Genomic DNA, 21,354 nt, shown 5'->3' with positions numbered 1-21,354 from the left:
CCTAGCCTTATATTTTAAAATATGATCCTCAGGCCCCACATAGACGACGTTAAAAACATCGGTTACTATTTAGGCAAGATTATCCTGAGCCTGGGCCTGACGATGTTTTTGCCGGTCATCATAGCATTAGCTTTTAACGAGATAAATCCCGCATTAGATTTTTTAATCAGCATAGAGATAGCCCTGATATTCGGTTTAATCTTAACCAAATTGTGTTTCACGGGAAAAGACCTGAACTGGATGCAGGGGATGATCGTCGTGAGCCTCTCGTGGCTGGCGGCGATGTTCTTAGGCGCTATACCCCTGTACTTAAGCGGGCACTGGAAATCATACCTGGATGCCTGTTTTGATGCTATGTCCGGCTTTGCGACCACGGGCCTGGTTTTAGTGCAGGACCTTGACCATTTGTCTTTTACCCATAATCTCTGGCGGCACCTGATTATGTTTATCGGAGGCCAGGGTATTGTCATTGTCGCGCTCTCTTTCCTAGTGCGGGGGTTCTCTGGCGCACTTAAGATGTACGTTGGCGAGGCGCGCGACGAGAGGCTCCTGCCCAATGTTATCCATACTGCCAGATTTATCTGGTTGGTAAGTATTGTTTATCTGATTTTAGGTACCCTGGCCTTAGGCATTGTAGGCCTGTTAAACGGCATGAGGCCGGTAAATGCCTTCTTCCACGGCGCCTGTATTTTTATGGCTGCCTTTGATACCGGCGGGTTTGCCCCGCAGTCGCAAAACATCCTTTATTATCACAGCCTCACCTTTGAAGTAATCACGGTGGTCATTATGATTCTGGGCGCGCTGAATTTTAAACTGCATTACCATCTCTGGATGGGCAACCTCAAGGAAATATTTAAGAATATTGAAACCAGGACGCTTTTTATGACTGTGATGCTTACCTTTTTCCTTACCGCAGTGGGCTTAAGCCATACCGGCGCATACCCCAAGGCTATGGTGCTCTTTCGTAAGGGCTTTTATCAGCTCATTTCCGGGCATACCGGCACAGGTTATATGACCATCTATGCCCGCCAGTTTATCAATGAATGGGGAGACCTGGCCTTAGTAGCGGTTATCTGCGCCATGGCCTTAGGCGGAGGGGTCTGTTCTACTACCGGCGGCATTAAAATGCTGCGTATCGGCATTATCATTAAGGCCCTGAAGCAGGATTTAAAGCGGATTATTTTGCCGGAGAAGGCAGTGGTGGCCCAGAAATTCCACCACATCAAAGAAATTTTTCTGGAAGACAAACAGGTCAGGTCAGCATTATTAATTACCTTAGCCTATCTCTTTTTATATGGCATAGGCGCGATTATAGGTATGTTATTAGGGTATCCTTTTTTAGCCTCTCTCTTTGAATCCACTTCTGCGGCAGCAAACGTGGGGTTATCTTGCGGGATTACCGATATCCATATGCCGGCGGTTTTAAAACTTACCTATATATTGCAGATGTGGGCAGGCCGCTTGGAGTTTATGTCAGTGTTTACTTTGATTGGATTCTTTATTGCAGCAATAAAAGGGAAGAAATAATGAAAAAAGCCGTTGGTCGTTGGTCGTTAGTCGTTAGTATATTATTTTTACTTGTAACTTGTGGCTTAGGGCTTACTACTGCCTTTGCCCAACCCATCTCTAGCACCGAATTAATTAATAACGCCAAGCTTTACGACGGCAAAGTAGTCGTCTACGAAGGCGAGATAATCGGCGATGTCATGGTGCGCGGGGAATTTGCCTGGGTCAATATCAATGATGGTTCCAACGCTATCGGTATCTGGATAGAAAAAAACTTAACCCGGGATATCATTTATACCGGCAGTTATAAATCTAAAGGTGAGTGGATGGAGATTACGGGTGTTTTTCATCGCGCCTGCTTGGAGCACGGGGGGGATTTAGACATCCATGCCCAGGCTATACGTAAGATTAAACCGGGTAGGCCCGCTATAGAAAAACTAAACCCGGGTAAAAGAAACTTAACCCTTATTTTATTGGGAGGGTTGTGTCTGGTATGGATATTGAGGCTATTAAAAATCAAATAGATTCCGAAATCAAAGATATAGCTTCTGCGCAAGGCCTGGATGAATTCCGCCTGAAGTATTTGGGGAGAAAAGGCATTATTGCCCAGTTAACAAGTGAAATCCCCGGCCTTCCTCAAGGGGAACGCGCGGCATTTGGCCAAGAGGCCAATGCCTTAAAAAATAAAATACTTTCTCTCATCGACGAGAAACAAAAAGTTATCGCTACCCAGCCTACCCGCGAGAAAGCAAGTGCCTGCGATATCACTATGCCGGGTATTGCCCAAGAGCTGGGCAGGTTGCATCCTCTGACCCAGGTGACGGATGAGATCTGCGATATCTTTATGCGTATGGGTTTTGCTGTGGTAGAGGGCCCTGAGATAGAGACCGAATACAATAACTTTACCGGCTTGAATATTCCCCTAGAACACCCCTCCCGGGATGTGTTTGATACGTTTTATATTAAGTTACCGGTTAAGACCAGCGGCCGGCGGCCGGCGGCCAGCGACCGTTTATTACTACGCAGCCACACCTCGCCGGTGCAGATTAGGGTGATGAAATCCCGTAAACCTCCATTAGCAGTGATTGTCCCCGGCCGGGTTTATCGTCCAGATGCTGTGGATGCCAGCCACTCTTTTATGTTCCATCAGATAGAGGGCTTTATGGTGGATAAAAATATCCGGTTCTCTGACTTAAAAGGCGTATTAGAAGTTTTAGCCAAGTCTATTTTTGGGCCAGGCATAAAGATGCGTTTTCGGCCGCATTTCTTTCCTTTTACTGAACCCTCCGCAGAAGTAGATATCTCCTGCATTATCTGTAAGGGCAAAGGTTGTTCTGTGTGCGGCAGGAAGGGGTGGCTGGAGATTTTAGGTTCCGGCATGATCCACCCCAATGTCTTTAAACACGTCGGCTATGACCCCAAAAAATATACCGGCTTTGCCTTTGGCATGGGCATTGAGCGAATTGCGATGCTGAAGTTCGGTATTGATGATATCCGTTTATTCTTTGAAAATGATCTGCGTTTCTTAAAACAGTTCTAAAGATGAAAGTAACCTATAATTGGCTAAAGGATTTTGTAGAGATTAAAATTGCGCCTAAGGCCCTGGCGGATAAGCTTACTATGGCGGGCCTAGAGGTAACTTCTTTAGAAGAGAAAGAAGGCGACTCTGTTTTTGAGATAGAAGTTACTTCTAACCGTCCGGATTGCTTAAGCATAATTGGCATTGCTAGGGAAGTTGCTGCCATTACCGGTAAAAAGTTGAAATTACCAACGACCAACGACCAACGACCAACGACTCGAAATGGTGGGATCGTTTCTATTAAAATCGAGAATAAGAAAGACTGCCCGTTTTATACAGCTAAAATCATCCGCGATGTGAAAGTATGCCCGTCGCCGGATTGGTTAAGGAAAAGGCTGGAACTCATCGGGTGCCGCAGCGTGAATAACATTGTTGATATTACCAATTATATTTTATTTACTTACGGCGAGCCTTTGCACGCCTTTGATTTGGATAAAATTATTAGTCCGTTATCCGGTTTGCCTGTTAGCCCGTTAGAAATAATTATTAGAAGAGCAAAAAATGGCGAAGATATAATTACAATAGATAACGCAAGAAGAATACTTAGCGAAGAAGTTTTAGTCATTGCGTCTGGAAGCGATAAGCAAACCGGCAAACCTATCGCCATCGCCGGCGTAATGGGCAGTAAAGATACAGAGGTAGTTGAGGGGACAAAAAACATCCTTTTAGAGGCAGCGGTTTTTAATCCTGTTATCGTGCGCCGGGGCAGACAGAAACTCGGGATACAAAGCGACTCTTCTTATCGGTTTGAAAGGGGCGTAGATACGCAAATAGTAGAAGGAGCGTCTGGGCGCGCAGTAGACTTAATCCGGAAATTAGCAGGCGGCGGCTGTGCGTTAGCGCAGCGCTCGGGCCTACCCAAAGCACAGAGGAAAAATATTAAGTTAGGCGTATCTACTGTAAATAAGATTTTAGGTTCCAAGATTACGGTTGCTGAGGCCAGGAAAATTTTAAATAGCTTAGAGTTTAAGGCCAGGGGAGGGGCCAAAAATACTTTTCAGGTAGGGATTCCTTCGCACCGGCCTGATGTGAATTCAGAGATAGATTTAATTGAGGAGGTCGCCAGGATCTACGGCTTTGGGTTAATACCGCAGACGCTACCTCAGGCCAGCCCCCAGGTAACTTCTGGCCAGCCAAGAGGTTTAGTCTCTGTAATAAAAAATGTCCTTACGGGTTTAGGTTTAAACGAGGTCATTACCTATAGCCTCATAGATAAGGATTTGCTCCGGCATTTCACCGGCCAAGAGGTTGATGAGGCCATAGAAATTCTCAACCCCTTAAGCAGGGAACAGGAAATTTTAAGGCCTACGCTTATACCGAGCCTCAGCCTCTGCGTGGCCCATAACCTGAATCAGAAACAGGACTACGTGAATATCTTTGAAGTGGCCAAGGTGTTTACAAAATCTTCTTCAGGGCCGCGAGAAGAGTTGTATTTAGGTATTGCCCTTTGCGGGGCGAAATCTTTATTGCTGGAGGAGGGCTCAATAAAAGACGATACCGGGCTCCTGCATTTAAAAGGAGCTATCGAGGTCGTCTTGGCGCGCCTGGGTATCAGGGCCTATAATTTTCAGGCAATGGATAACGGCAGGATAGCTATAAATGTGGGTAGAGAAAGGGCGGGTTTTCTCGGCAAGCTGCCCCAGCAGATTTTAGACAGTGTGGATATAAAAAACAAAGATGTTTTTGCCGCAGAATTATCTTTAGATAAATTCTTATCTGATGTTGAGTTGGAGAAAAAATTTGTCCGCCTTCCTTTATATCCGGGTATATCCCGGGATATCAGCCTGATTATAAAAGAAGAGGTTGCCGCGGGTGATATATTAGAGGCGATAAAAAAGCAGGGCGAGCCCCTGCTTCGGGAAGTGAGGGTGATAGATTATTATAAAGGTAAACAGATCCAGCCCGGTTTTAAAGGGCTTACTCTATCCTGTTTTTACCGCAGAGAGGAACGCACCTTAACCGAAACAGAAATCACGCCTTTACATTCCGGGATCTGCGCGTTTTTAAAAGACAGATTTGGCGCCCAGATCAGATAGCCTTGATTTTTTTACATAATGTGCTATACTTTGTTTGTAGATAAAAGCGTTCTTTTCGATATCCCTGCCGTGCACGTTGGGTGTGCGATAATTGGTGAACCAACACCACTATAAAGGGAGCTTAACTCTCTTGAGCGTTTAGGCGCCAAGGGGAAAGCACCCACTTGTAAAGAAACCGGTTCACAACCTTCCAATCCAACGGCACATGCGGGGATTTTTTTTGAATTCGCCAGCTATCTGTTATGGGCGAATTCAATCCTCCGAAGCCCACCATAACTATTACTTGTAAATTCCAAGGGCGTAGGAGGATGGGCGTTGGATTAATAGTGATTTGTCATGGACCTATTCCAAGAAGAAAAGAAAGTCGACGATAAAGACCTTCCCCTGGCAGTGCGCATGCGGCCGTTGAGCCTTGAGGAATTCATCGGCCAGGAGCATGTATTAGGCAAAGGTAAACTTCTGCGCCGGGCGATTGAAGCAGACCGCATCAGCTCCCTGATATTATACGGCCCTCCCGGAGTAGGCAAGACTTCCCTTGCCTGGTGCGTCGCCCACATTACTAAGGCTCGATATACGGCTATAAACGCCACTACCTCCAATGTCGAGGAATTAAGAAAGGTTATTGCCCAAGCCAAGCACAAAAAAGCCTCAACCGGCGATAAGACCATACTTTTTATCGACGAGATACACCGTTTTAATAAGGCCCAGCAGGATGTGCTCATGCCTGATGTGGAAGAGGGTAACCCCATCCTCATCGGCGCCACCGTGCACAACCCTTTCTTTTCCCTGGCCTCGCCGCTTTTATCGCGTTCAATTGTAATTGAGCTGAAATCCCTGAAGGAAAACGAAATTGTAACCATACTCGCCTCTGCCTTAAAAAATAAAACCAGGGGTTTAGGCGGCCTTAAAATCAAAATCGAAAAAAAGGCACTGGCGTTTTTAGCCAAGGCCTGCGAGGGAGATGCGCGCAGGGCCCTCAATGCCTTGGAAGTGGGCGCGCTCACTACGCCTAAATCCAAAGATGGCTTTATCAATTTTAATTTAGAAGTAGCCGGTGAATCTATCCAGAAAAAGCCCGTTGTTTATGATAAGGATGAAGACGCCCATTATGACACTGCCTCGGCATTTATCAAGTCCATGCGCGGCTCAGACCCCGATGCGGCTTTATACTGGATGGCCAAGATGCTCTATGCCGGCGAGGACCCGCGTTTTATCGCCCGTCGGATTTGTATTTTGGCGGCAGAGGATGTGGGTAATGCCGACCCGCTGGCCTTAGTTTTGGCAAACGCGGCTTTACAAATCTCAGAATTTGTGGGCATGCCGGAGGCGCGCATTGTTTTGGCGCAGGCATGTATTTATGTCTCCTGCGCGCCCAAATCTAATGCCAGTTACCTGGCGATTGATAAAGCCCTGCAAGATATGGAGAGTAAAAAAGTCCAGGAAGTGCCCGACCACTTAAAAGACGGCACAAAAGATGGCGAGGCCCTCGGCCACGGCAAAGACTATAAATATGCCCATGATTATGCGGATCATTATGTAAAACAAAAATACACCAGGGGAAAGGTTAAATACTACACGCCTACGGATATCGGCTACGAGGCCAAGATTAAACAGCGCCTGGAGAAGTTGCACGCTAATCAGAAGACAGGACCCGCTAAAGATGCATAGGCAAACAATTCCCGTTTAATTTTTCTTGAGCGATCCATACAGGTATGATAGAATTTAATATTGGATAGGAGAAGAAATGATTATAACAGAGCAAAAACCATTTCAGGAGATTATAGATAGCTTAAAAGGATATACCAAAATATTCCTGGTGGGTTGCGGCGAGTGCGCCACTACCTGTAAGACCGGCGGCCAGGATGAACTCAACCATATGAAAACCGAATTAGAAGCCCAGGGTAAAAGCATAGTAGGTATGTGCATCCCCAGCGCCCCCTGCGCGGCCAGCCAGATAAAAACTGAGTTAGCCAAAAATATCAAATCCCTGCGGGAGGCAGAAGCAATTTTAGTCCTGGCCTGCGGCTTAGGTACGCAGTCGGTAAAAGATAATGACCGGCTGGAACTTGCAGTTTTTCCGGCGTGTAACAGCCTCTTTGGCGCCGTAATGGATAGCCAGGGTGGCTTCTATGAAAAATGCTCCTTATGCGGTGAATGTGTCTTGGATATTACAGGAGGGATTTGTCCCATTACGCTCTGCGCCAAAGGCCTCTTGAACGGCCCTTGCGGCGGGATGAATAAAGGTAAATGCGAAGTGGACCAGGAGAAAGATTGCGCCTGGGTTTTAATCTACAAAGAGCTGGAGAAAAGAAATAAACTCGGGGGCTTTAAGAAAATTCAGGAAGCCAAAGATTTTAAGAAAACAACTAAACCCCATAAGCTAATCCTGACGAAAAAATAGACAGATGGCAGGGCAACCTTATTCGGAAAAAGTAATGGACCATTTTCTACACCCCAGGAATGTGGGAGAGATTCCTGATGCCAGCGGCATTGGCACCGTCGGAAATCCGATCTGCGGGGACGTGATGAAGATGTTTATTAAGGTAGAGAATGACATTATCGTGGATGCCAAGTTTAAGACTTTCGGATGTGGAGCGGCCATAAGTACAAGCTCGATGGTCACTGAGATGGTTAAAGGAAAAACCATCAAAGAGGCGTTAGAGATTTCCAACAAAGCCGTAGCCGAGGCGCTGGGAGGCCTGCCGGCGATTAAGATGCATTGTTCTGTCTTGGCTGAGGAGGCCCTGAAGTCAGCGATAAAGGATTATTACCAGAAACAGGGTAAGGCTGTTGATTTTGATATCCCTGAACACGAACACCATTAATTTCGCGTAAAGTTGTTATGTTGACACATTCGGCGGCCATGCATAATGCGGAATCGCCTCAGTGTCAATCCCGAAGAAACAGCATTTATCGGGGTTGTTCTGAGGGATTGACAAAACAGCAAATCCGTAGTAAAATTCTCTTGAAACTCAAATTACAGAAGGAGGAGAACCGAGAGAAAAAGAGTAATCTGATAAAGGATAAACTTTTTAGAAGCACGGAATTTATTAAGGCAAAAAGAGTGATGTTCTATATCGCGTTTGATGGCGAGGTTAATACGGCAAATATGATAAAAGAAGCAAAAAAATTAGGTAAGATAGTCGCGGTGCCTGTTTGTGCCAAGGGCAGCAATAAGGTTATGCCGTGCCTGTTATCAGATAGGGCTAGGCTTAAAAAGGGCCCTTATGGCGTGCTGGAGCCTGCGATTAAAAAGCCTGTTAGATTAGAAGATGCAGACCTTGTAATTGTGCCGGGGGTAGCTTTTGACAGAGAGGGCCGTCGTTTAGGAAGAGGCAAGGGTTGTTATGACTCTCTCTTGAAAGAGCTGCCGTGTAATATAGCCTCGATTGGCCTGGCCTTTGACTTCCAAATCTTACCTGATATACCCGCCACAGCGACGGATAGAAGCGTCGACAGAGTCCTCTTTGCCTGATTCCGTTTCATTTCGCGATTTTTAGTTCCTCTTTAAACAAAACTTTACTTTTAAGACGGGAGGTCAAGTTAGATATGTTGAATATCATTATATTTATAGCTATCGCCTTAATCTCGGTAGGCCTGGGCTATTTTTTCAGGAGGTATGTCGCTGAGAAAAAAATCCAGGATGCCGAGGCCAGGGCGAAACAGATATTAGAGCAGGCAAAGAAAGAAACGCAGGATAAGCGCCGGGAAGTAGAACTGGAGGCGAAGGACCTTTTATACCGCATGCGCCAGGATTTTGAGCGCGAGACCAAGGACAGGCGCCAGGAGATATTGAATTCCGAGAAGAGGCTCACCCAGAAAGAAGAAAACATCGAACGCCGCCTTGAACTCTTAGAGAGAAAAGAAAAAGAAACCGAGGCCAGGCAGGAGAACATTAGAAAACAGGAAGAGGCAGTAAAGGCGAAAGACGGCCAGTTGCACGCGCTCATTGCGGAAGAAAAAGAAAGATTGCAGAAGATCGCTTCTCTCTCGGCCGAAGAGGCAAAGCAGATCCTGCTTAGCCGGCTGAATGAGGAGTTAAATTCCGAGAAGGCAGTACTTATCAAGAGGCAAGAAGAGGATTTACGCAGCATTATGGACAAGAAGGCCAGGGAAGTCGTCAGCCTCGCCATCCAAAGATGCGCCGCCGAGCACACCGTGGAGTCGACCGTAAGCGTGGTCGCCTTGCCTAACGACGATATGAAAGGCAGGGTTATCGGCAGGGAGGGCCGGAATATCCGCGCCCTGGAAATGGCCACAGGCGTAGATGTAATCATTGATGATACGCCTGAGGCAGTGACTTTGTCTGCTTTTGATACCGTGCGCCGGGAGATAGCGCGGCTGAGTTTGGAAAAATTAATCAGCGACGGAAGGATTCACCCGGGGCGGATTGAAGAGATAGTGGAAAAGACCAAGAAGGAGATGGATGAGAAGATACGCGAAGAAGGCGAGCACGCGGCATTTGAGACAGGAGTGGATAATTTGCACCCGGAGTTAATCAAGCTCATCGGCCGCCTGAAATACCGCACCAGTTTTGGGCAGAATGCCCTGCAGCATTCCAAGGAAGTAGCCTTCTTATTAGGGGTGATGGCTTCAGAGTTGGGGTTGGACTTTAAACTGGCGCGCAGGATAGGCCTCTTGCATGATATCGGCAAAGCCATAGACCATCAGATAGAGGGCACGCACGCAAAGTTAGGGGCTGACCTGGTTAAGAAATTTAACGAATCCCCCGAGGTTATATTTAGTATCGAGGCGCATCACGAAGAGATAGAGCCGAAAAGTTTCTATGCGGTATTGGCAGTAGCAGCGGATGCCATCAGCGCTGCCCGTCCGGGCGCGCGCCGAGAGACGCTGGAGACATATATCAAGAGGCTGGAGAAGTTAGAATCCATTGCCAATCTCTTTAAGGGCGTGGAAAAATCTTTTGCCATACAGGCAGGGCGCGAGATACGCGTTATTGTCCAACCCGAAAAGATTTCGGACAGCGATGCGGTGAATCTGGCGCGGGATATCCGCAAGAAAATAGAAGAGGGCATGGAGTACCCCGGGCAGATTAAAGTTACCGTGATTAGAGAAACAAGAGCGATAGAATACGCAAAATAAATTTAGTTCATTGAGTTTATTGAGTCCGTAGAGTTTATTGAGTTTAACTCAACAAACTCAAGCAACTCAACAAACTCAAAAAACTAGGTGTAATTTATGAATATATTATTCATAGGCGACATAGTCGGTAATCCTGGCAGAGAGGCAGTTAAGCAGTTGTTACCTGGCTTGAAAAAAGAATTCAACCTGGATTTTGTCATCGCCAATGCCGAAAATTCCGCCGGCGGCTCCGGAATCACCCCAAAGATTGCCGAAGAGTTATTTCAGGCAGGGGTTAATGTGCTGACCTCAGGAGACCATATCTGGAAAAAACGCGAGATATTCGAAATTATTGGCCAGGAGGAGAGGATTTTAAGGCCGGTTAATTTTCCCAGTGGCGTAGCCGGCAGGGGCTGGGGATTGTTTAAGTTAGAAAACGGCCTTAAGATAGGGGTGATTAATGTAAACGGCAGGGTTTTTATGGAGGCGCTGGAGTGTCCCTTTAAGACTACGCGCCAGGCGATAGAGGCCTTGGCTAAAGATACAAAGGTAATCATCGTCGATATCCACGCCGAAGCAACTTCGGAAAAAGTAGCCTTGGGCTGGTATTTAGATGGAGAGGCCTCTGCGGTTTTAGGCACGCACACGCATATACAGACTGCGGATGAAAAAATCTTACCCGGCGGCACTGCATATATTACTGACGTGGGTATGGCCGGGCCATTAGATTCGGTTATCGGCAGAAGAAAAGAGGATGTTTTAGAGAGATTCCTTACCGGCGTTCCCGTCAGATTTGAGGTAGCTTCGGACGATGTTCAATTACAAGGCGTAGTTGTTGAGATTAACGAATCAACAGGTAAGGCAAAATCGATTGTCAGGATACAGAGAAAACTCTAAAGATGCATAAAGTTACAAGTCACAAGTCATTAGTTCTTAAAGTTGTTTTGTTTTTTCTCTTTACTTACAGCTTACAGCTTACAGCTTACAGCTTATTTGCCCAGCAGGCCGAAGACCTGGAGTTTACCTTAGACGCTAATTCCGCGACCATACCTTTACCAAAGATCTTCAGGCCTAATATTGATTTAAGCGGCCGGGGCTTTCACCGTCATACTTCTTGGCCGCAGGGGCTCTCTGCAGCCGAGGCCTTGGACACCTGGGAAAAAGACTTAGGGTTCGGCAATATCTACCGCCTGCAATATAACCTGTGGGAGATAAAACAGCTCGCCAAAGATAAAGACGCCCAGGCTAAATTATTGGCCAATTATGAAGATATCATTAAACGGATAACCGATGCCGGCGGCATAGTTATCCTGGATATATTCAGTACCCCTCCGGGTTTGGGTAAGGCCCTGGATAAGAAGAGCCCGCCGTGGAATTTTAAGGTCTTTAAAGAACTGATTAAAGAGCAGATGAAGAGTTTAAGCTGCGATAAAAGGTATAATGTCTGGTATGAGGTCTGGAGCGCCCCTGACCTGGACGATTTCTTTCTGGGCAGGAAGCAGGAATATCTTAATATATACCGGGCGGTAGCCGAGAGCGCAAAAGAGCTGACTTCTGAAACAAAAATTTATATACCCGTAGGTGGCCCGTCAGTAAGTTGGTGGTTCCAGGACTTTGATGCCAACAGCATTATCACACCCGAAAGAAGCCTTATTTACGAACTGATTAAGTTTTGTTATCGTTATCATCTGCCTTTGGATTTTATCACCTGGCATGCTTATTCTACTGACCCCAAGGTGGAAAAAGAAACTACGCGCTATAAAAAGACAGCCGCTAAGCTGGTGCGGGAATGGCTCTCTTATTTTAATTTTAATAAGGACACCCCCTTGTTAGTAGATGAATGGAATTATGATACCAGCGCTAACATATTGCCCGAGAGGCAGGAAAAATCTTTTATCGCTGCCAGTTATATCCTGAGCCGCGTCAAGAATATGTATGAAGCAGGCATTAATTATCAGCTTTATTTCTGCCTGGAGGATTTCCAGGACAATAAAGAAGGTGTGGTCAGGAATGTGGGCGTCTTTAGTTTTGATTCCGAGGCCTCCGGGTACAAAGGCGCGCCCAAAGCCACATATAATGTTTTCAGGATGCTCTCCGGCCTAGGAAGCAATATGTTCACGGCACCCTCTTTAAAAACTAACGATGAATTTGTGAATACGGTTGCCACCAAGACGCAAGATGGCCTGGCTATTATCGTCTATAATTATATCGATCCGGAAATAAGCAGGAATTATCTATCCCGCAATATCGCCACCCTTAACGGTGCAGAACGCAAGGCGCTCCTTAATTTGATAACCACAGACAAGCTGGATAAGATTATGCAGCGGCAGTTAGAGATTTCTAAGCTGCGCGCAACCGTTAAGCTAAAAAATTTATTGAAGAAGGCGCAGGAACTCTATGATAAAGCCGCGAAATTTAAGTCCGAAGCGCGCAAGCTGAATGTAAGTATTAAAAATATCAAAGGGGATTATTTATACCAAAGATACGCCGTCGATTCATCCTGTGCTAAAAACTGCGCATTCACTCCGGCAGAAAAAAAAGAGCTCAATTTATCCGGCCCTTATCAGGAGGCCCTTAACCTTAGCCCTTATTCAGTAGAGATGATTATTTTGGCCAGGAAACCCGAGGGCGCTGCTGAGCCGCAGCCGCCAGCCGGAGTAAAGGCAGAAAACGTTATTCCTGCTGGCGCACAAGCAAGCAAAGAAGATGCCCAAAGCCATAACTGACCTTTTCGCTTCAGAAGCAACTCCTGAAAAAGGCAGGCACATCTATACTATCTCTGAAGTCACCCGGGACATCAAAATAATCCTGGAGAATACCTTCGGCGAGGTTTGGATAGAGGCAGAGGTTTCAAATTTTAAGGCTTATCCTTCAGGCCATTTTTATTTTACGCTTAAGGACGAAGGCGCGCTGCTTGCGGCGGCGATGTTTAAGAATGCGAATAAGGCCGTAAAATTTAAAATCGAAGACGGCCTCAAGGTTATCTGTTTCGGTAGAATTGAGGTTTACGCCCCGCGCGGGCAATACCAGTTAATTGTAGAGAAGATTGAGCCTAAAGGCATAGGCGCGCAACAGTTAGCCTTTGAGCAACTGAAGGATAAGTTGTTCAAAGAAGGGTTATTTGACCCCAAGCACAAAAAAGAACTTCCTCTGATGCCTTTTCGCGTCGGCATAGTTACCTCTAGCGCAGGCGCAGCAGTGCGCGATATATTACAGATACTTAGAAAAGGTTCATCCTGCACAGATGTCGTGATCCGTGCCGTAAGGGTCCAGGGAGAGCGCGCCGCGAAAGAAATAGCCGAGGCGGTGGATGACTTTAATCAATTCTCCCGCCAGACGAATAAGGGTGAAGGCGGGATCCCGCAAAATGCGGGAAGGCAGGTGGATGCGCTCATCATCTGCAGGGGAGGAGGCAGCACAGAAGACCTCTGGTCATTTAACGAGGAGATAGTCGCCAGGGCCATATATAATTCCCGGATACCGACGATTTCAGCAGTGGGCCATCAGATAAATGTGACCCTTTCTGATTTGGTTGCTGATGTCTTTGTGGAGACGCCTTCAGCCGCGGCAAAGGTGATAGTGGACAAGAAGAACGCCCTGCTTGCCGATTTGGATAGTTATAGATATGAGTTGAATGCGCGCCTTTATGATGTCCTTTACCATTTAAGGGATACCCTTACTACCCTCAAGGGTATGTTGAAGAGCCCTCTAGACAGGCTCTTAGAAAAACAGCAATTACTGGATGAAGTAACCAGCAGAATGGACTCGCATATCCGGCATGCCCTGGATATGGCCAAAGAAAAATTTAATTCCTTTGTTGAGAGGTTAGAGGCATTAAGCCCCTTGGCAGTATTATCGCGGGGGTATAGCCTCAGTAGCTTAATGCCCGAAGGCAGGATTATCAAAGATGTATCCGAACTTAAACCTAAAGACCTGATCAAAACAATTCTGGCGAAAGGGGCATTTTTAAGCTCGGTTCAGGAGGTAATCACAGATGAGAGAAAAACAAAACTTTGAGGATGATATCAAAAAGTTGCAGAAGATAGTCGAAGAACTCTCCGGCGGGAAGCTGACGCTGGGTGAGTCGTTGAAGAAATATGAAGAGGGTATAAAATTGGCCCAGGGCTGTTCAGCTGCCTTAAATGAGGCGCAGCGCAAGGTTGAATTGTTGATGAAAAAAGAAGGAAAATATTCTTTAGAAAAATTTGAAGAGCCGCCTCTAAACGAGAAATAATGTATTTAGAAACCCTTAACCTTCCCCAAGGCCTGAAGAAACTCTCCCCGGAACAACTATCTCAATTAGCCGTTGAGATCAGGCAGAGAATCGTCGCTGTGGCTTCCCGTACCGGCGGCCATCTGGCCTCAAGCCTGGGGGCAGTGGAAATAGCCATCGCCTTACATTATTGTTTGGAAACACCCCGCGATAGAATCATCTGGGACGTCGGACACCAGTCTTATGCCCACAAGATTTTAACCGGGAGGAATAAGGATTTTGCTACCTTGCGCCAATACCAGGGGATAAGCGGTTTCCCCAGCCACGAGGAATCGGCGTATGATACCTTTACTACCGGCCACAGCTCAACTGCCGTATCTTTGGCCTTGGGCCTTGCCTGTGCCAGGGATTGTTTAGAGAAAGAAAAATATTTCAAGGTAGTAGCAGTAATCGGCGACGGCTCTTTAAGCGGAGGGCTATGTTTTGAGGGATTGAATAACGCCGGGCACCTCAAAAAAGATATTACGGTGATCCTGAATACTAATGAATTGAGCATCGCCCCTAACGTCGGGGCCTTAAGCACATACTTGAATAAACTTATCTCCTTACCTATATATAACCGCTTTAAGAGTTCCCTGGAGGGTTTTGCCAAATCGCGTATCCCCAAAGGGAGCCGGCTCTTAAAGCTTGCCAATAAATTTGAAGAAGGCTTGAAAGGTTTATTTGTTCCCGGCATATTATTCGAAGAGCTGGGGTTTCGTTATTTCGGGCCCTTAGACGGGCATAATCTAAACACTTTGATCCCCAGGCTGAAAAATATTTTAAGCCTTAAAGGCCCGGTAATAGTGCATGTAGTAACTAAGAAAGGCAAGGGCTATGCGCCCGCAGAGAATGAACCGGTAAGGTTTCATAGCGTCGGCTCTTTTGAAATTGCAAGCGGCAGACCGCAAGCCCCGCAGCCCAAACCTAAAACTTACACCGATGTCTTCGGCAATAAGCTGCTGGACCTGGCCAAGAATAATAACCGGATTGTGGCCATTACCGCTGCCATGGCCGAAGGCACTGGTTTGGATAAATTCCGGGATTTATACCCAGAGAGGTTCTTTGATGTGGGTATTGCCGAGGGTCACGCTGTTTGTTTTGCCGGGGCCTTTGCCAGGGAGGGCTTTAAGCCGGTGGTGGCGGTATATTCTACATTTTTACAGAGGGCCTATGACCAGATTATGGAGTGCGTATCATTACAGAACGCGGGGATTATCCTCTGCCTTGACCGCGCAGGTATCGTCGGAGAGGACGGCGTAACGCACCAGGGTATCTTTGACATCGCTTTTTTAAGGAGCGCGCCTAATTTAGTAATTATGGCGCCCAAGGACGCCGCGGAATTAGAAAATATGTTGGAATTTGCTCTGACTTTAGGTATGCCGGTAGTCATAAGGTATCCCAAATGCGTTATCCCGCCATCTAATTATCCGGCCAGTCCTTTAGAACTGGGCGGCGTGGAAGTTTTACGGGAAGGGAACGATTTTGTTCTCCTTGCCTTAGGCAGCATGGTGATGCCATCTCTTGAGGCAGCGGGTTTATTGGCGGAAAAAGGCTTATCCGGCGCCGTAATAAATGCGCGCTTTGTTAAACCCTTAGATGATAGGCTCTTGACGGGTATTGCCTCAAGGGCAAAATTTATTTTTACGGCGGAAGAAGGTATTGCAGAGGGTGGGTTTGGCAGCGCAGTAAGCGAAGCTATGGCCAGGCCGGTGACCAGAATCGGTTTACCGGATGAATTCATCCCTCATGGGCCGAGAGGGCTTTTATTAGCCAAATATGGATTAACCGCGCAAGGTATCGCCGATAAGATTGAATCTGTTCTGCAGGGATAGCGTATAAATATAATACGGATATGGGCAAGATAACTATAAATAAAGATAAATGTAAAGGATGCCTGCTTTGTATCAGTGTTTGTCCTAAGGGCTTGATTGTTGTGGATAAAAATTTCAATGCACTCGGTGTCCGGCCGGTAAAATTCCAAGAGAGCACAGAATGCCTGGGTTGCAGCTTATGCGCTATTATTTGTCCGGATTGTTGTATTGAAGTTTTTAAATAAATCCGTTATAGCGTTATAGGGTTATAGCGTTATAGCGTAAAAAAATAAACGCAAGTAACCCAATAACGCAAGTAACGCAATAACGAAGATGTCAAAATCAAAAGTTTTAATAACTGGCAATGAAGCCATTGCTCAGGGCGCCATAGATGCAGGTTGCCGTTTTTATGCCGGCTATCCGATTACGCCCCAGAATGAGCTGCCCGCATATATGGCAAGACAGATGCCTGCGGCAGGCGGAATATTTATTCAGGCAGAATCAGAACTGGCAGCCATAAATATGGTCTTTGGCGCTGCGGCAGCCGGCGTAAGGGCAATGACTTCGTCCTCCAGCCCCGGGATAAGCCTTAAACAGGAAGGGATATCCTATATTGCCGGAGCAGAATTACCCGCAGTAATCGTCAATATCATGCGCGGCGGGCCCGGCTTAGGCAATATCTGGCCGGCACAGTCTGATTATTTTCAGGCCACGCGCGGCGGAGGGCACGGAGATTACCGCTCTATAGTCCTTGCGCCTTCTTCTATTCAGGAGGCATATGAGTTAATGTTCCTTGCTTTTGATTTAGCGGATAAATACCGCATTCCCGCGATTATTTTAGGCGACGGCATACTCGGCCAGATGATGGAACCTTTATTAGTCGATAGTCGTTTGTCGTTAGTCGTTAGTGAGCGACCAGCGACCAGCGACCAACAACCAACAACTAAAAATTGGGCGCTGACAGGCGCTAAAGGCAGGCCCCCGAATATCGTGAAATCTTTTTATATGAAGGAAGGCGACTTAGAGAAATTTAACCTTTGCCTGCAGGAAAAATATAAGGTTATTCAGGGAAAAGAAGAACGTTTTGAGAGTTTATTTTTGGATGATGCCAAACTTATCCTGGTCGCCTATGGGACAATGGCGCGTATTGCTAAAAGCGTAGTGCAGAGATTAAGAAAAGAAGGTAAAAAAGCGGGTTTAATCCGGCCTATCACGCTCTGGCCCTTCCCTCAAAAAATATTTCAGCGATTAGCGATTAGCGATAAGCGATTAGCGTTTTTAGTAATTGAGATGTCTTATGGCCAGATGTTAGAAGACGTAAAATTAGCAGTCTGCGGCAAGGCAAAGGTTGAATTCTTTGGCCGTTCAGGCGGAGGCGTACCGACGGAAGAAGAGATTATAAAAAAGTTTGAAAGTTTGAAAGTTTGAAAGTTAAGATGCAAAAAGTATTCGGGTATCCTAAATCTTTACGGAATATATTAACCCACTATTGCGCCGGTTGCGGCCACGGTATCGCGCACAGGCTTATTGCCGAGGTAGTGGATGAATTGGGGATCAGGGAGAAGGTTATTGGTGTCGCGCCTGTGGGCTGCGCAGTCATTGCCTATGATTATTGGGATTTTGACTGTTCCGAGGCAGCCCATGGCCGGGCTTTGGCAGTGGCTACCGCTATTAAAAGAGTAAGGCCGCAGAATATCGTGTTTACCTATCAGGGCGACGGAGACTTAGCCGCTATCGGCACCAACGAAACCATACACGCTGCTAACCGGGGCGAAAACGTCACGGTTATTTTCATCAATAATGCTATCTACGGGATGACCGGAGGCCAGCTTGCCCCTACGACGTTATTGGGCCAGAAGACAGCTACAACCCCTGCGGGTAGAGAGGCGAAATTTCATGGCTACCCTTTGAAGATTTCCGAGATGTTGGCGTTGTTACCCGCAGTAAAATATGTGGAGCGGGCCGCTTTATCTTCTCCCCAAGAGATTATCAATGCCAAAAAAGCCGTGAAACTCGCTTTTCAGAACCAGATTGATAATCTGGGTTTCTCTTTAGTGGAAATTTTATCTCCCTGCCCGACTTACTGGGGTATGTCTCCAAAAAAAGCGCTGGAGTGGATGAGAGATGTGATGGTAAAAGAGTTTCCCTTAGGAAGAATTAAATGATTGTTTTAATGTTTAAAAGTTAAAATGTTAGTTGTAAAGCTATGACTGAACGGGTAATAATTGCGGGCGCAGGAGGCCAGGGTATAATGCTTTTGGGCAGGGTTTTGGCAGAGGCAGCTATGCGCGAAGATAAATACGTAACCTGGCTGCCTTCTTACGGCGCAGAGGTGCGCGGCGGGACAGCCCACTGCATGGTCACTATCTCTGATAAAGAAATAGGCTCGCCTTATGTCCTCAAGGCCGATGCCTTAATTATTATGAACGGGCCGTCTTTAAAGAAATTTAAAGAAAGGATAAAAAATAAAGGTTTAGTAATTGTAAACAGCTCTTTGGCAGCAAGCGATATAGAATTAGATAAACATTTGGATGTCTTAAGGCATCCTTTTACCGATATAGCCATAGGGTTAGGTAATATCAAGGTGGCCAATATGGCCGCTCTAGGGTGTCTTATCGCTAAAAAAAATGTGGTGGATTTAAAGAGCATCCTAAAGGTAATACAGGCCATCGCGCCAGCGGATAAGAAAGGGCTTATTGAGATTAACCAGAAGGCATTAGAAGAAGGAGCGAAGTTGAAATGATCAGGGTCCGTTTCGCACCTTCCCCGACGGGAAATTTACACATAGGCGGTGCGCGTACCGCCCTATTTAGCTGGCTCTATGCTAAGGCCAAAGAGGGAAAATTTATTCTGAGGATAGAGGATACGGATAAAAAGCGCTCCAAAAAGAAATATCTGGATGAAATATTGTTCAGTTTAGAGTGGTTGGGGTTTAAGTGGGATGAGGTATATTATCAGAGCCAGAGGTTTAATATTTACAAAGAGTATGCGCAGAAATTACTGGCTCAGGGGTTGGCTTACGTAGAAAAATCAAAGGATAAATCCGAGGCCGTCATTTTTAAAATCAAACCACAGAAGATCAAGATAAATGACCTCATTCATTCTTTGATTGAGTTTGATACCGAGAACATCAAAGACCAGGTTTTGATAAAATCCGACGGCACCCCTACTTATAACTTTGCTTGCGTGGTAGATGACGCCACTATGGGTATCACCCACGTTATAAGAGGGGACGACCATATCTCCAACACCCCTAAGCAGGTTATTCTTTATCAGGCATTGAATTTTCCTGTACCCGAATTTGCGCATTTACCTTTAATACTGGGTAAGGAAGGCGGCAGGCTCTCTAAGAGGACCGGCGCTACCGCCATTTCCGATTACCGCAAAATGGGGTATTTGTCGCCGGCGCTGGTGAATTATCTTTTGCTTTTAGGCTGGGCCCCGGGCGGCAACCGCGAAATCATTGATATCCGGGAGGCGATTAAATTATTTGATATCAAAAACGTCAATAAAACCGCGGCTATCTTTGACCTGGATAAACTTAAATGGATTAATAACCAGTATCTGAAAAAAGCGGATACGCAGCAATTGACCGACGAGGTAATCCCCCTGTTGATACAGAAAAAATATATCGGAAAAGATAATTTTGATAGAAATTACATCGCTTCTTTAGTAAAATTATTCCAGGGCAGGCTCCCCACGCTAAAGGATTTTGCGGACTGGGCGGATTTCTTCTTTGTTAAAAATATCAAGATAGACCCCCAGGCAAAGAAAGAGCTTTTAACCCAGGATTTGTCTAAAGAATTCAGCCTCTTTATAGAAAGGCTGGATAAGCTGGAGAGTTTTGATATCATTACTATTGAGGCGTGTTTTCGCGAACTGGTCAAAGAGCTGAATATTGAAGCCAAGGCCCTTATCCATCCCATCAGGCTGGCTGTCACCGGTAAAACCATCGGGCCGGGGTTATTCGAGGTGATATATTATTTAGGCAAGGAGCGTACCAGAGAAAGGCTGTCTAAATTTATAAAAGGTAAGAAGCCCAAATAGAATTTGCCCTGTCGTCTAATGGTAGGACAAAGTTCGCTATGGTAAAATGCAATCTTTGTAATCAAGGGTTCGGAAGGATTACTGAAACACATTTGTGGCACAAGCATAAGGTGCGCTACCATGAATTTATAAAACGGTTTCCAAGCGCAAATATAGGATTGATTCCTTGGAATAAAGGGAAGTCGAAGAAAAACCACCCGAGTTTATTAAGGTTATCTCAGGCGTTAAAGGCAAAAAAAGAGTGGAATTTCAGCGATTGGCAGATAAAAAGAAAACTACAATACGCAACACGGTATAGAGAATTAGAAAAAGATAACAACCTAGCAGAGTTAATCGGGATAGTCTTAGGCGATGGCAATTTGAATAAACATCCAAGAACAGAAAATTTAAGGATAACCTGTAATTCTAAAGATGTAGGATATATAAAACATATCGGCATTCTTATAAAAAAAGTTTTTTATAAATCACCATCTATACGTAAACGGAATGATGTAAATGCAGTAAGTGTGGATTTGTATCAGTGTAAGATAAGTGAAAGATTAAATCTTCCGTGCGGAGATAAAATAAGAAATAATGTTGGTATACCTTCTTGGATTTTTTCTGATAAGAGGTATATTCTTAAATGCCTCAAGGGATTGTTTGAAACCGATGGTTGTTTTCACGAAGACAGAGATAATTACACGCGAATTATTGAATTTAAAAATAATTGTAAGAAATTAAGACAAGACGTTTATGATAGTCTGATAAAGCTCGGTTTCAAGCCGCAATTTGGGTGCAATTATATACGATTAGCAAAAAGAAGCGATGTTTATACATTCAAGGAAATAATAGATTTTAGAAACTACATTGCCCTCTAGTGCAACGGTAGCACGACTGGCTCTGGACCAGTTAATTGTGGTTCGAATCCACAGGGGGCAGCCATTGTTGACAACTATCCGAAACTCCGGGTAGTGATGCAGTGGCAACAAGCGCCTTACAGGCTTCTGTAGGGCGCTTTTCGTTTATAGCGGCTATTTCGTCGGGGAGGATGCCCTCAAG

Annotated in this window: 20 protein-coding genes, 1 tRNA gene and 1 other RNA gene; all 22 read left to right on the top strand. The window is 45.8% G+C overall.

From position 1 onward, the window contains the following. Positions 1-21: 21 nt before the first annotated feature. The 22 genes from PHV44_04095 (at position 22) to PHV44_03990 (ending at position 21,237) form a co-directional block, all read left to right on the top strand. Positions 22-1,527, top strand: coding sequence for a TrkH family potassium uptake protein (locus tag PHV44_04095; GenBank protein ID MDD5592467.1), 1,506 nt, complete (start codon positions 22-24; stop codon positions 1,525-1,527). Next, positions 1,527-2,030 carry a DNA-binding protein gene (locus tag PHV44_04090; protein ID MDD5592466.1) on the top strand — a complete coding sequence of 168 codons (504 nt, stop codon included), beginning with the start codon at positions 1,527-1,529 and terminating at the stop codon, positions 2,028-2,030. Before PHV44_04095 ends, PHV44_04090 begins: the two co-directional genes overlap by 1 nt. Further along, positions 2,000-3,046 (top strand): phenylalanine--tRNA ligase subunit alpha, encoded by a 1,047-nt coding sequence (pheS, locus tag PHV44_04085; protein MDD5592465.1) that lies wholly within the window; start codon positions 2,000-2,002, stop codon positions 3,044-3,046. Before PHV44_04090 ends, pheS begins: the two co-directional genes overlap by 31 nt. 2 nt (positions 3,047-3,048) lie before the next feature. Next, positions 3,049-5,121, top strand: a complete 2,073-nt coding sequence (gene pheT / locus PHV44_04080) for a phenylalanine--tRNA ligase subunit beta (protein MDD5592464.1) — start codon at positions 3,049-3,051, stop codon at positions 5,119-5,121. A 58-nt stretch (positions 5,122-5,179) separates the two neighbouring features. Next, positions 5,180-5,339, top strand: a non-coding RNA gene (gene ssrS / locus PHV44_04075) — 6S RNA. Positions 5,340-5,457: 118 nt separating this feature from the next. After that, positions 5,458-6,789, top strand: a complete 1,332-nt coding sequence (locus PHV44_04070) for a replication-associated recombination protein A (GenBank protein MDD5592463.1) — start codon at positions 5,458-5,460, stop codon at positions 6,787-6,789. A 76-nt stretch (positions 6,790-6,865) separates the two neighbouring features. Then, on the top strand, positions 6,866-7,522 hold the full coding sequence (locus PHV44_04065) for a methylenetetrahydrofolate reductase C-terminal domain-containing protein (protein ID MDD5592462.1): 657 nt from the start codon (positions 6,866-6,868) through the stop codon (positions 7,520-7,522). A gap of 4 nt (positions 7,523-7,526) precedes the next feature. Continuing rightward, positions 7,527-7,946, top strand: a complete 420-nt coding sequence (gene nifU, locus PHV44_04060) for a Fe-S cluster assembly scaffold protein NifU (GenBank protein ID MDD5592461.1) — start codon at positions 7,527-7,529, stop codon at positions 7,944-7,946. Positions 7,947-7,963: 17 nt separating this feature from the next. Next, positions 7,964-8,596: a 5-formyltetrahydrofolate cyclo-ligase gene (locus PHV44_04055; protein ID MDD5592460.1), complete on the top strand. Its 633-nt coding sequence runs from the start codon at positions 7,964-7,966 to the stop codon at positions 8,594-8,596. A 74-nt stretch (positions 8,597-8,670) separates the two neighbouring features. After that, the gene (rny, locus tag PHV44_04050) at positions 8,671-10,224 is read left to right on the top strand and encodes a ribonuclease Y (GenBank protein MDD5592459.1); all 1,554 of its coding nucleotides are present in this window, start codon (positions 8,671-8,673) and stop codon (positions 10,222-10,224) included. 96 nt (positions 10,225-10,320) lie between these two features. Then, positions 10,321-11,100 (top strand): TIGR00282 family metallophosphoesterase, encoded by a 780-nt coding sequence (locus PHV44_04045; GenBank protein ID MDD5592458.1) that lies wholly within the window; start codon positions 10,321-10,323, stop codon positions 11,098-11,100. A 2-nt stretch (positions 11,101-11,102) separates the two neighbouring features. After that, positions 11,103-12,929: a hypothetical protein gene (locus tag PHV44_04040; GenBank protein MDD5592457.1), complete on the top strand. Its 1,827-nt coding sequence runs from the start codon at positions 11,103-11,105 to the stop codon at positions 12,927-12,929. Further along, positions 12,910-14,220, top strand: coding sequence for an exodeoxyribonuclease VII large subunit (xseA, locus tag PHV44_04035; protein MDD5592456.1), 1,311 nt, complete (start codon positions 12,910-12,912; stop codon positions 14,218-14,220). The genes PHV44_04040 and xseA overlap by 20 nt, the downstream gene beginning before the upstream one ends. Further along, positions 14,198-14,437: an exodeoxyribonuclease VII small subunit gene (locus PHV44_04030; GenBank protein ID MDD5592455.1), complete on the top strand. Its 240-nt coding sequence runs from the start codon at positions 14,198-14,200 to the stop codon at positions 14,435-14,437. Before xseA ends, PHV44_04030 begins: the two co-directional genes overlap by 23 nt. Beyond that, positions 14,437-16,290 carry a 1-deoxy-D-xylulose-5-phosphate synthase gene (gene dxs / locus PHV44_04025; protein MDD5592454.1) on the top strand — a complete coding sequence of 618 codons (1,854 nt, stop codon included), beginning with the start codon at positions 14,437-14,439 and terminating at the stop codon, positions 16,288-16,290. Before PHV44_04030 ends, dxs begins: the two co-directional genes overlap by 1 nt. A gap of 20 nt (positions 16,291-16,310) precedes the next feature. Next, positions 16,311-16,514 (top strand): 4Fe-4S dicluster domain-containing protein, encoded by a 204-nt coding sequence (locus PHV44_04020; protein MDD5592453.1) that lies wholly within the window; start codon positions 16,311-16,313, stop codon positions 16,512-16,514. A gap of 88 nt (positions 16,515-16,602) precedes the next feature. Further along, a complete protein-coding gene (locus PHV44_04015; protein ID MDD5592452.1) occupies positions 16,603-17,697 on the top strand; it encodes a 3-methyl-2-oxobutanoate dehydrogenase subunit VorB in 1,095 nt (364 codons plus the stop codon). Positions 17,698-17,705: 8 nt separating this feature from the next. Beyond that, positions 17,706-18,434 (top strand): thiamine pyrophosphate-dependent enzyme, encoded by a 729-nt coding sequence (locus PHV44_04010; GenBank protein MDD5592451.1) that lies wholly within the window; start codon positions 17,706-17,708, stop codon positions 18,432-18,434. Positions 18,435-18,475: 41 nt separating this feature from the next. Further along, positions 18,476-19,012: a 2-oxoacid:acceptor oxidoreductase family protein gene (locus PHV44_04005; GenBank protein MDD5592450.1), complete on the top strand. Its 537-nt coding sequence runs from the start codon at positions 18,476-18,478 to the stop codon at positions 19,010-19,012. Beyond that, positions 19,009-20,316, top strand: coding sequence for a glutamate--tRNA ligase (gltX, locus tag PHV44_04000; protein MDD5592449.1), 1,308 nt, complete (start codon positions 19,009-19,011; stop codon positions 20,314-20,316). Before PHV44_04005 ends, gltX begins: the two co-directional genes overlap by 4 nt. Positions 20,317-20,354: 38 nt before the next feature. Further along, the gene (locus PHV44_03995) at positions 20,355-21,173 is read left to right on the top strand and encodes an LAGLIDADG family homing endonuclease (GenBank protein ID MDD5592448.1); all 819 of its coding nucleotides are present in this window, start codon (positions 20,355-20,357) and stop codon (positions 21,171-21,173) included. After that, positions 21,164-21,237: transfer RNA gene (locus PHV44_03990), tRNA-Gln, on the top strand. Before PHV44_03995 ends, PHV44_03990 begins: the two co-directional genes overlap by 10 nt. Positions 21,238-21,354: the final 117 nt, after the last annotated feature.

The organism is Candidatus Omnitrophota bacterium (assembly GCA_028717245.1).
In the GTDB taxonomy this organism is placed as follows: domain Bacteria; phylum Omnitrophota; class Gorgyraeia; order Gygaellales; family Profunditerraquicolaceae; genus JAGUYA01.
This window is presented reverse-complemented; position numbering and strand designations above follow the sequence as displayed.

Bases quoted from the DNA above. Each gene is read 5' to 3' on its own strand.
- PHV44_03995 (MDD5592448.1), top strand. From the start codon at position 20,355: ATGGTAAAATGCAATCTTTGTAATCAAGGGTTCGGAAGGATTACTGAA.
- gltX (MDD5592449.1), top strand. From the start codon at position 19,009: ATGATCAGGGTCCGTTTCGCACCTTCCCCGACGGGAAATTTACACATA.
- PHV44_04090 (MDD5592466.1), top strand. From the start codon at position 1,527: ATGAAAAAAGCCGTTGGTCGTTGGTCGTTAGTCGTTAGTATATTATTT.
- PHV44_04010 (MDD5592451.1), top strand. From the start codon at position 17,706: ATGCAAAAAGTATTCGGGTATCCTAAATCTTTACGGAATATATTAACC.
- PHV44_04015 (MDD5592452.1), top strand. From the start codon at position 16,603: ATGTCAAAATCAAAAGTTTTAATAACTGGCAATGAAGCCATTGCTCAG.
- PHV44_04040 (MDD5592457.1), top strand. From the start codon at position 11,103: ATGCATAAAGTTACAAGTCACAAGTCATTAGTTCTTAAAGTTGTTTTG.
- PHV44_04045 (MDD5592458.1), top strand. From the start codon at position 10,321: ATGAATATATTATTCATAGGCGACATAGTCGGTAATCCTGGCAGAGAG.
- PHV44_04070 (MDD5592463.1), top strand. From the start codon at position 5,458: ATGGACCTATTCCAAGAAGAAAAGAAAGTCGACGATAAAGACCTTCCC.
- PHV44_04095 (MDD5592467.1), top strand. From the start codon at position 22: ATGATCCTCAGGCCCCACATAGACGACGTTAAAAACATCGGTTACTAT.
- dxs (MDD5592454.1), top strand. From the start codon at position 14,437: ATGTATTTAGAAACCCTTAACCTTCCCCAAGGCCTGAAGAAACTCTCC.
- nifU (MDD5592461.1), top strand. From the start codon at position 7,527: ATGGCAGGGCAACCTTATTCGGAAAAAGTAATGGACCATTTTCTACAC.
- rny (MDD5592459.1), top strand. From the start codon at position 8,671: ATGTTGAATATCATTATATTTATAGCTATCGCCTTAATCTCGGTAGGC.
- PHV44_04030 (MDD5592455.1), top strand. From the start codon at position 14,198: ATGAGAGAAAAACAAAACTTTGAGGATGATATCAAAAAGTTGCAGAAG.
- PHV44_04005 (MDD5592450.1), top strand. From the start codon at position 18,476: ATGACTGAACGGGTAATAATTGCGGGCGCAGGAGGCCAGGGTATAATG.
- xseA (MDD5592456.1), top strand. From the start codon at position 12,910: ATGCCCAAAGCCATAACTGACCTTTTCGCTTCAGAAGCAACTCCTGAA.
- pheS (MDD5592465.1), top strand. From the start codon at position 2,000: ATGGATATTGAGGCTATTAAAAATCAAATAGATTCCGAAATCAAAGAT.
- pheT (MDD5592464.1), top strand. From the start codon at position 3,049: ATGAAAGTAACCTATAATTGGCTAAAGGATTTTGTAGAGATTAAAATT.
- PHV44_04020 (MDD5592453.1), top strand. From the start codon at position 16,311: ATGGGCAAGATAACTATAAATAAAGATAAATGTAAAGGATGCCTGCTT.
- PHV44_04055 (MDD5592460.1), top strand. From the start codon at position 7,964: ATGTTGACACATTCGGCGGCCATGCATAATGCGGAATCGCCTCAGTGT.
- PHV44_04065 (MDD5592462.1), top strand. From the start codon at position 6,866: ATGATTATAACAGAGCAAAAACCATTTCAGGAGATTATAGATAGCTTA.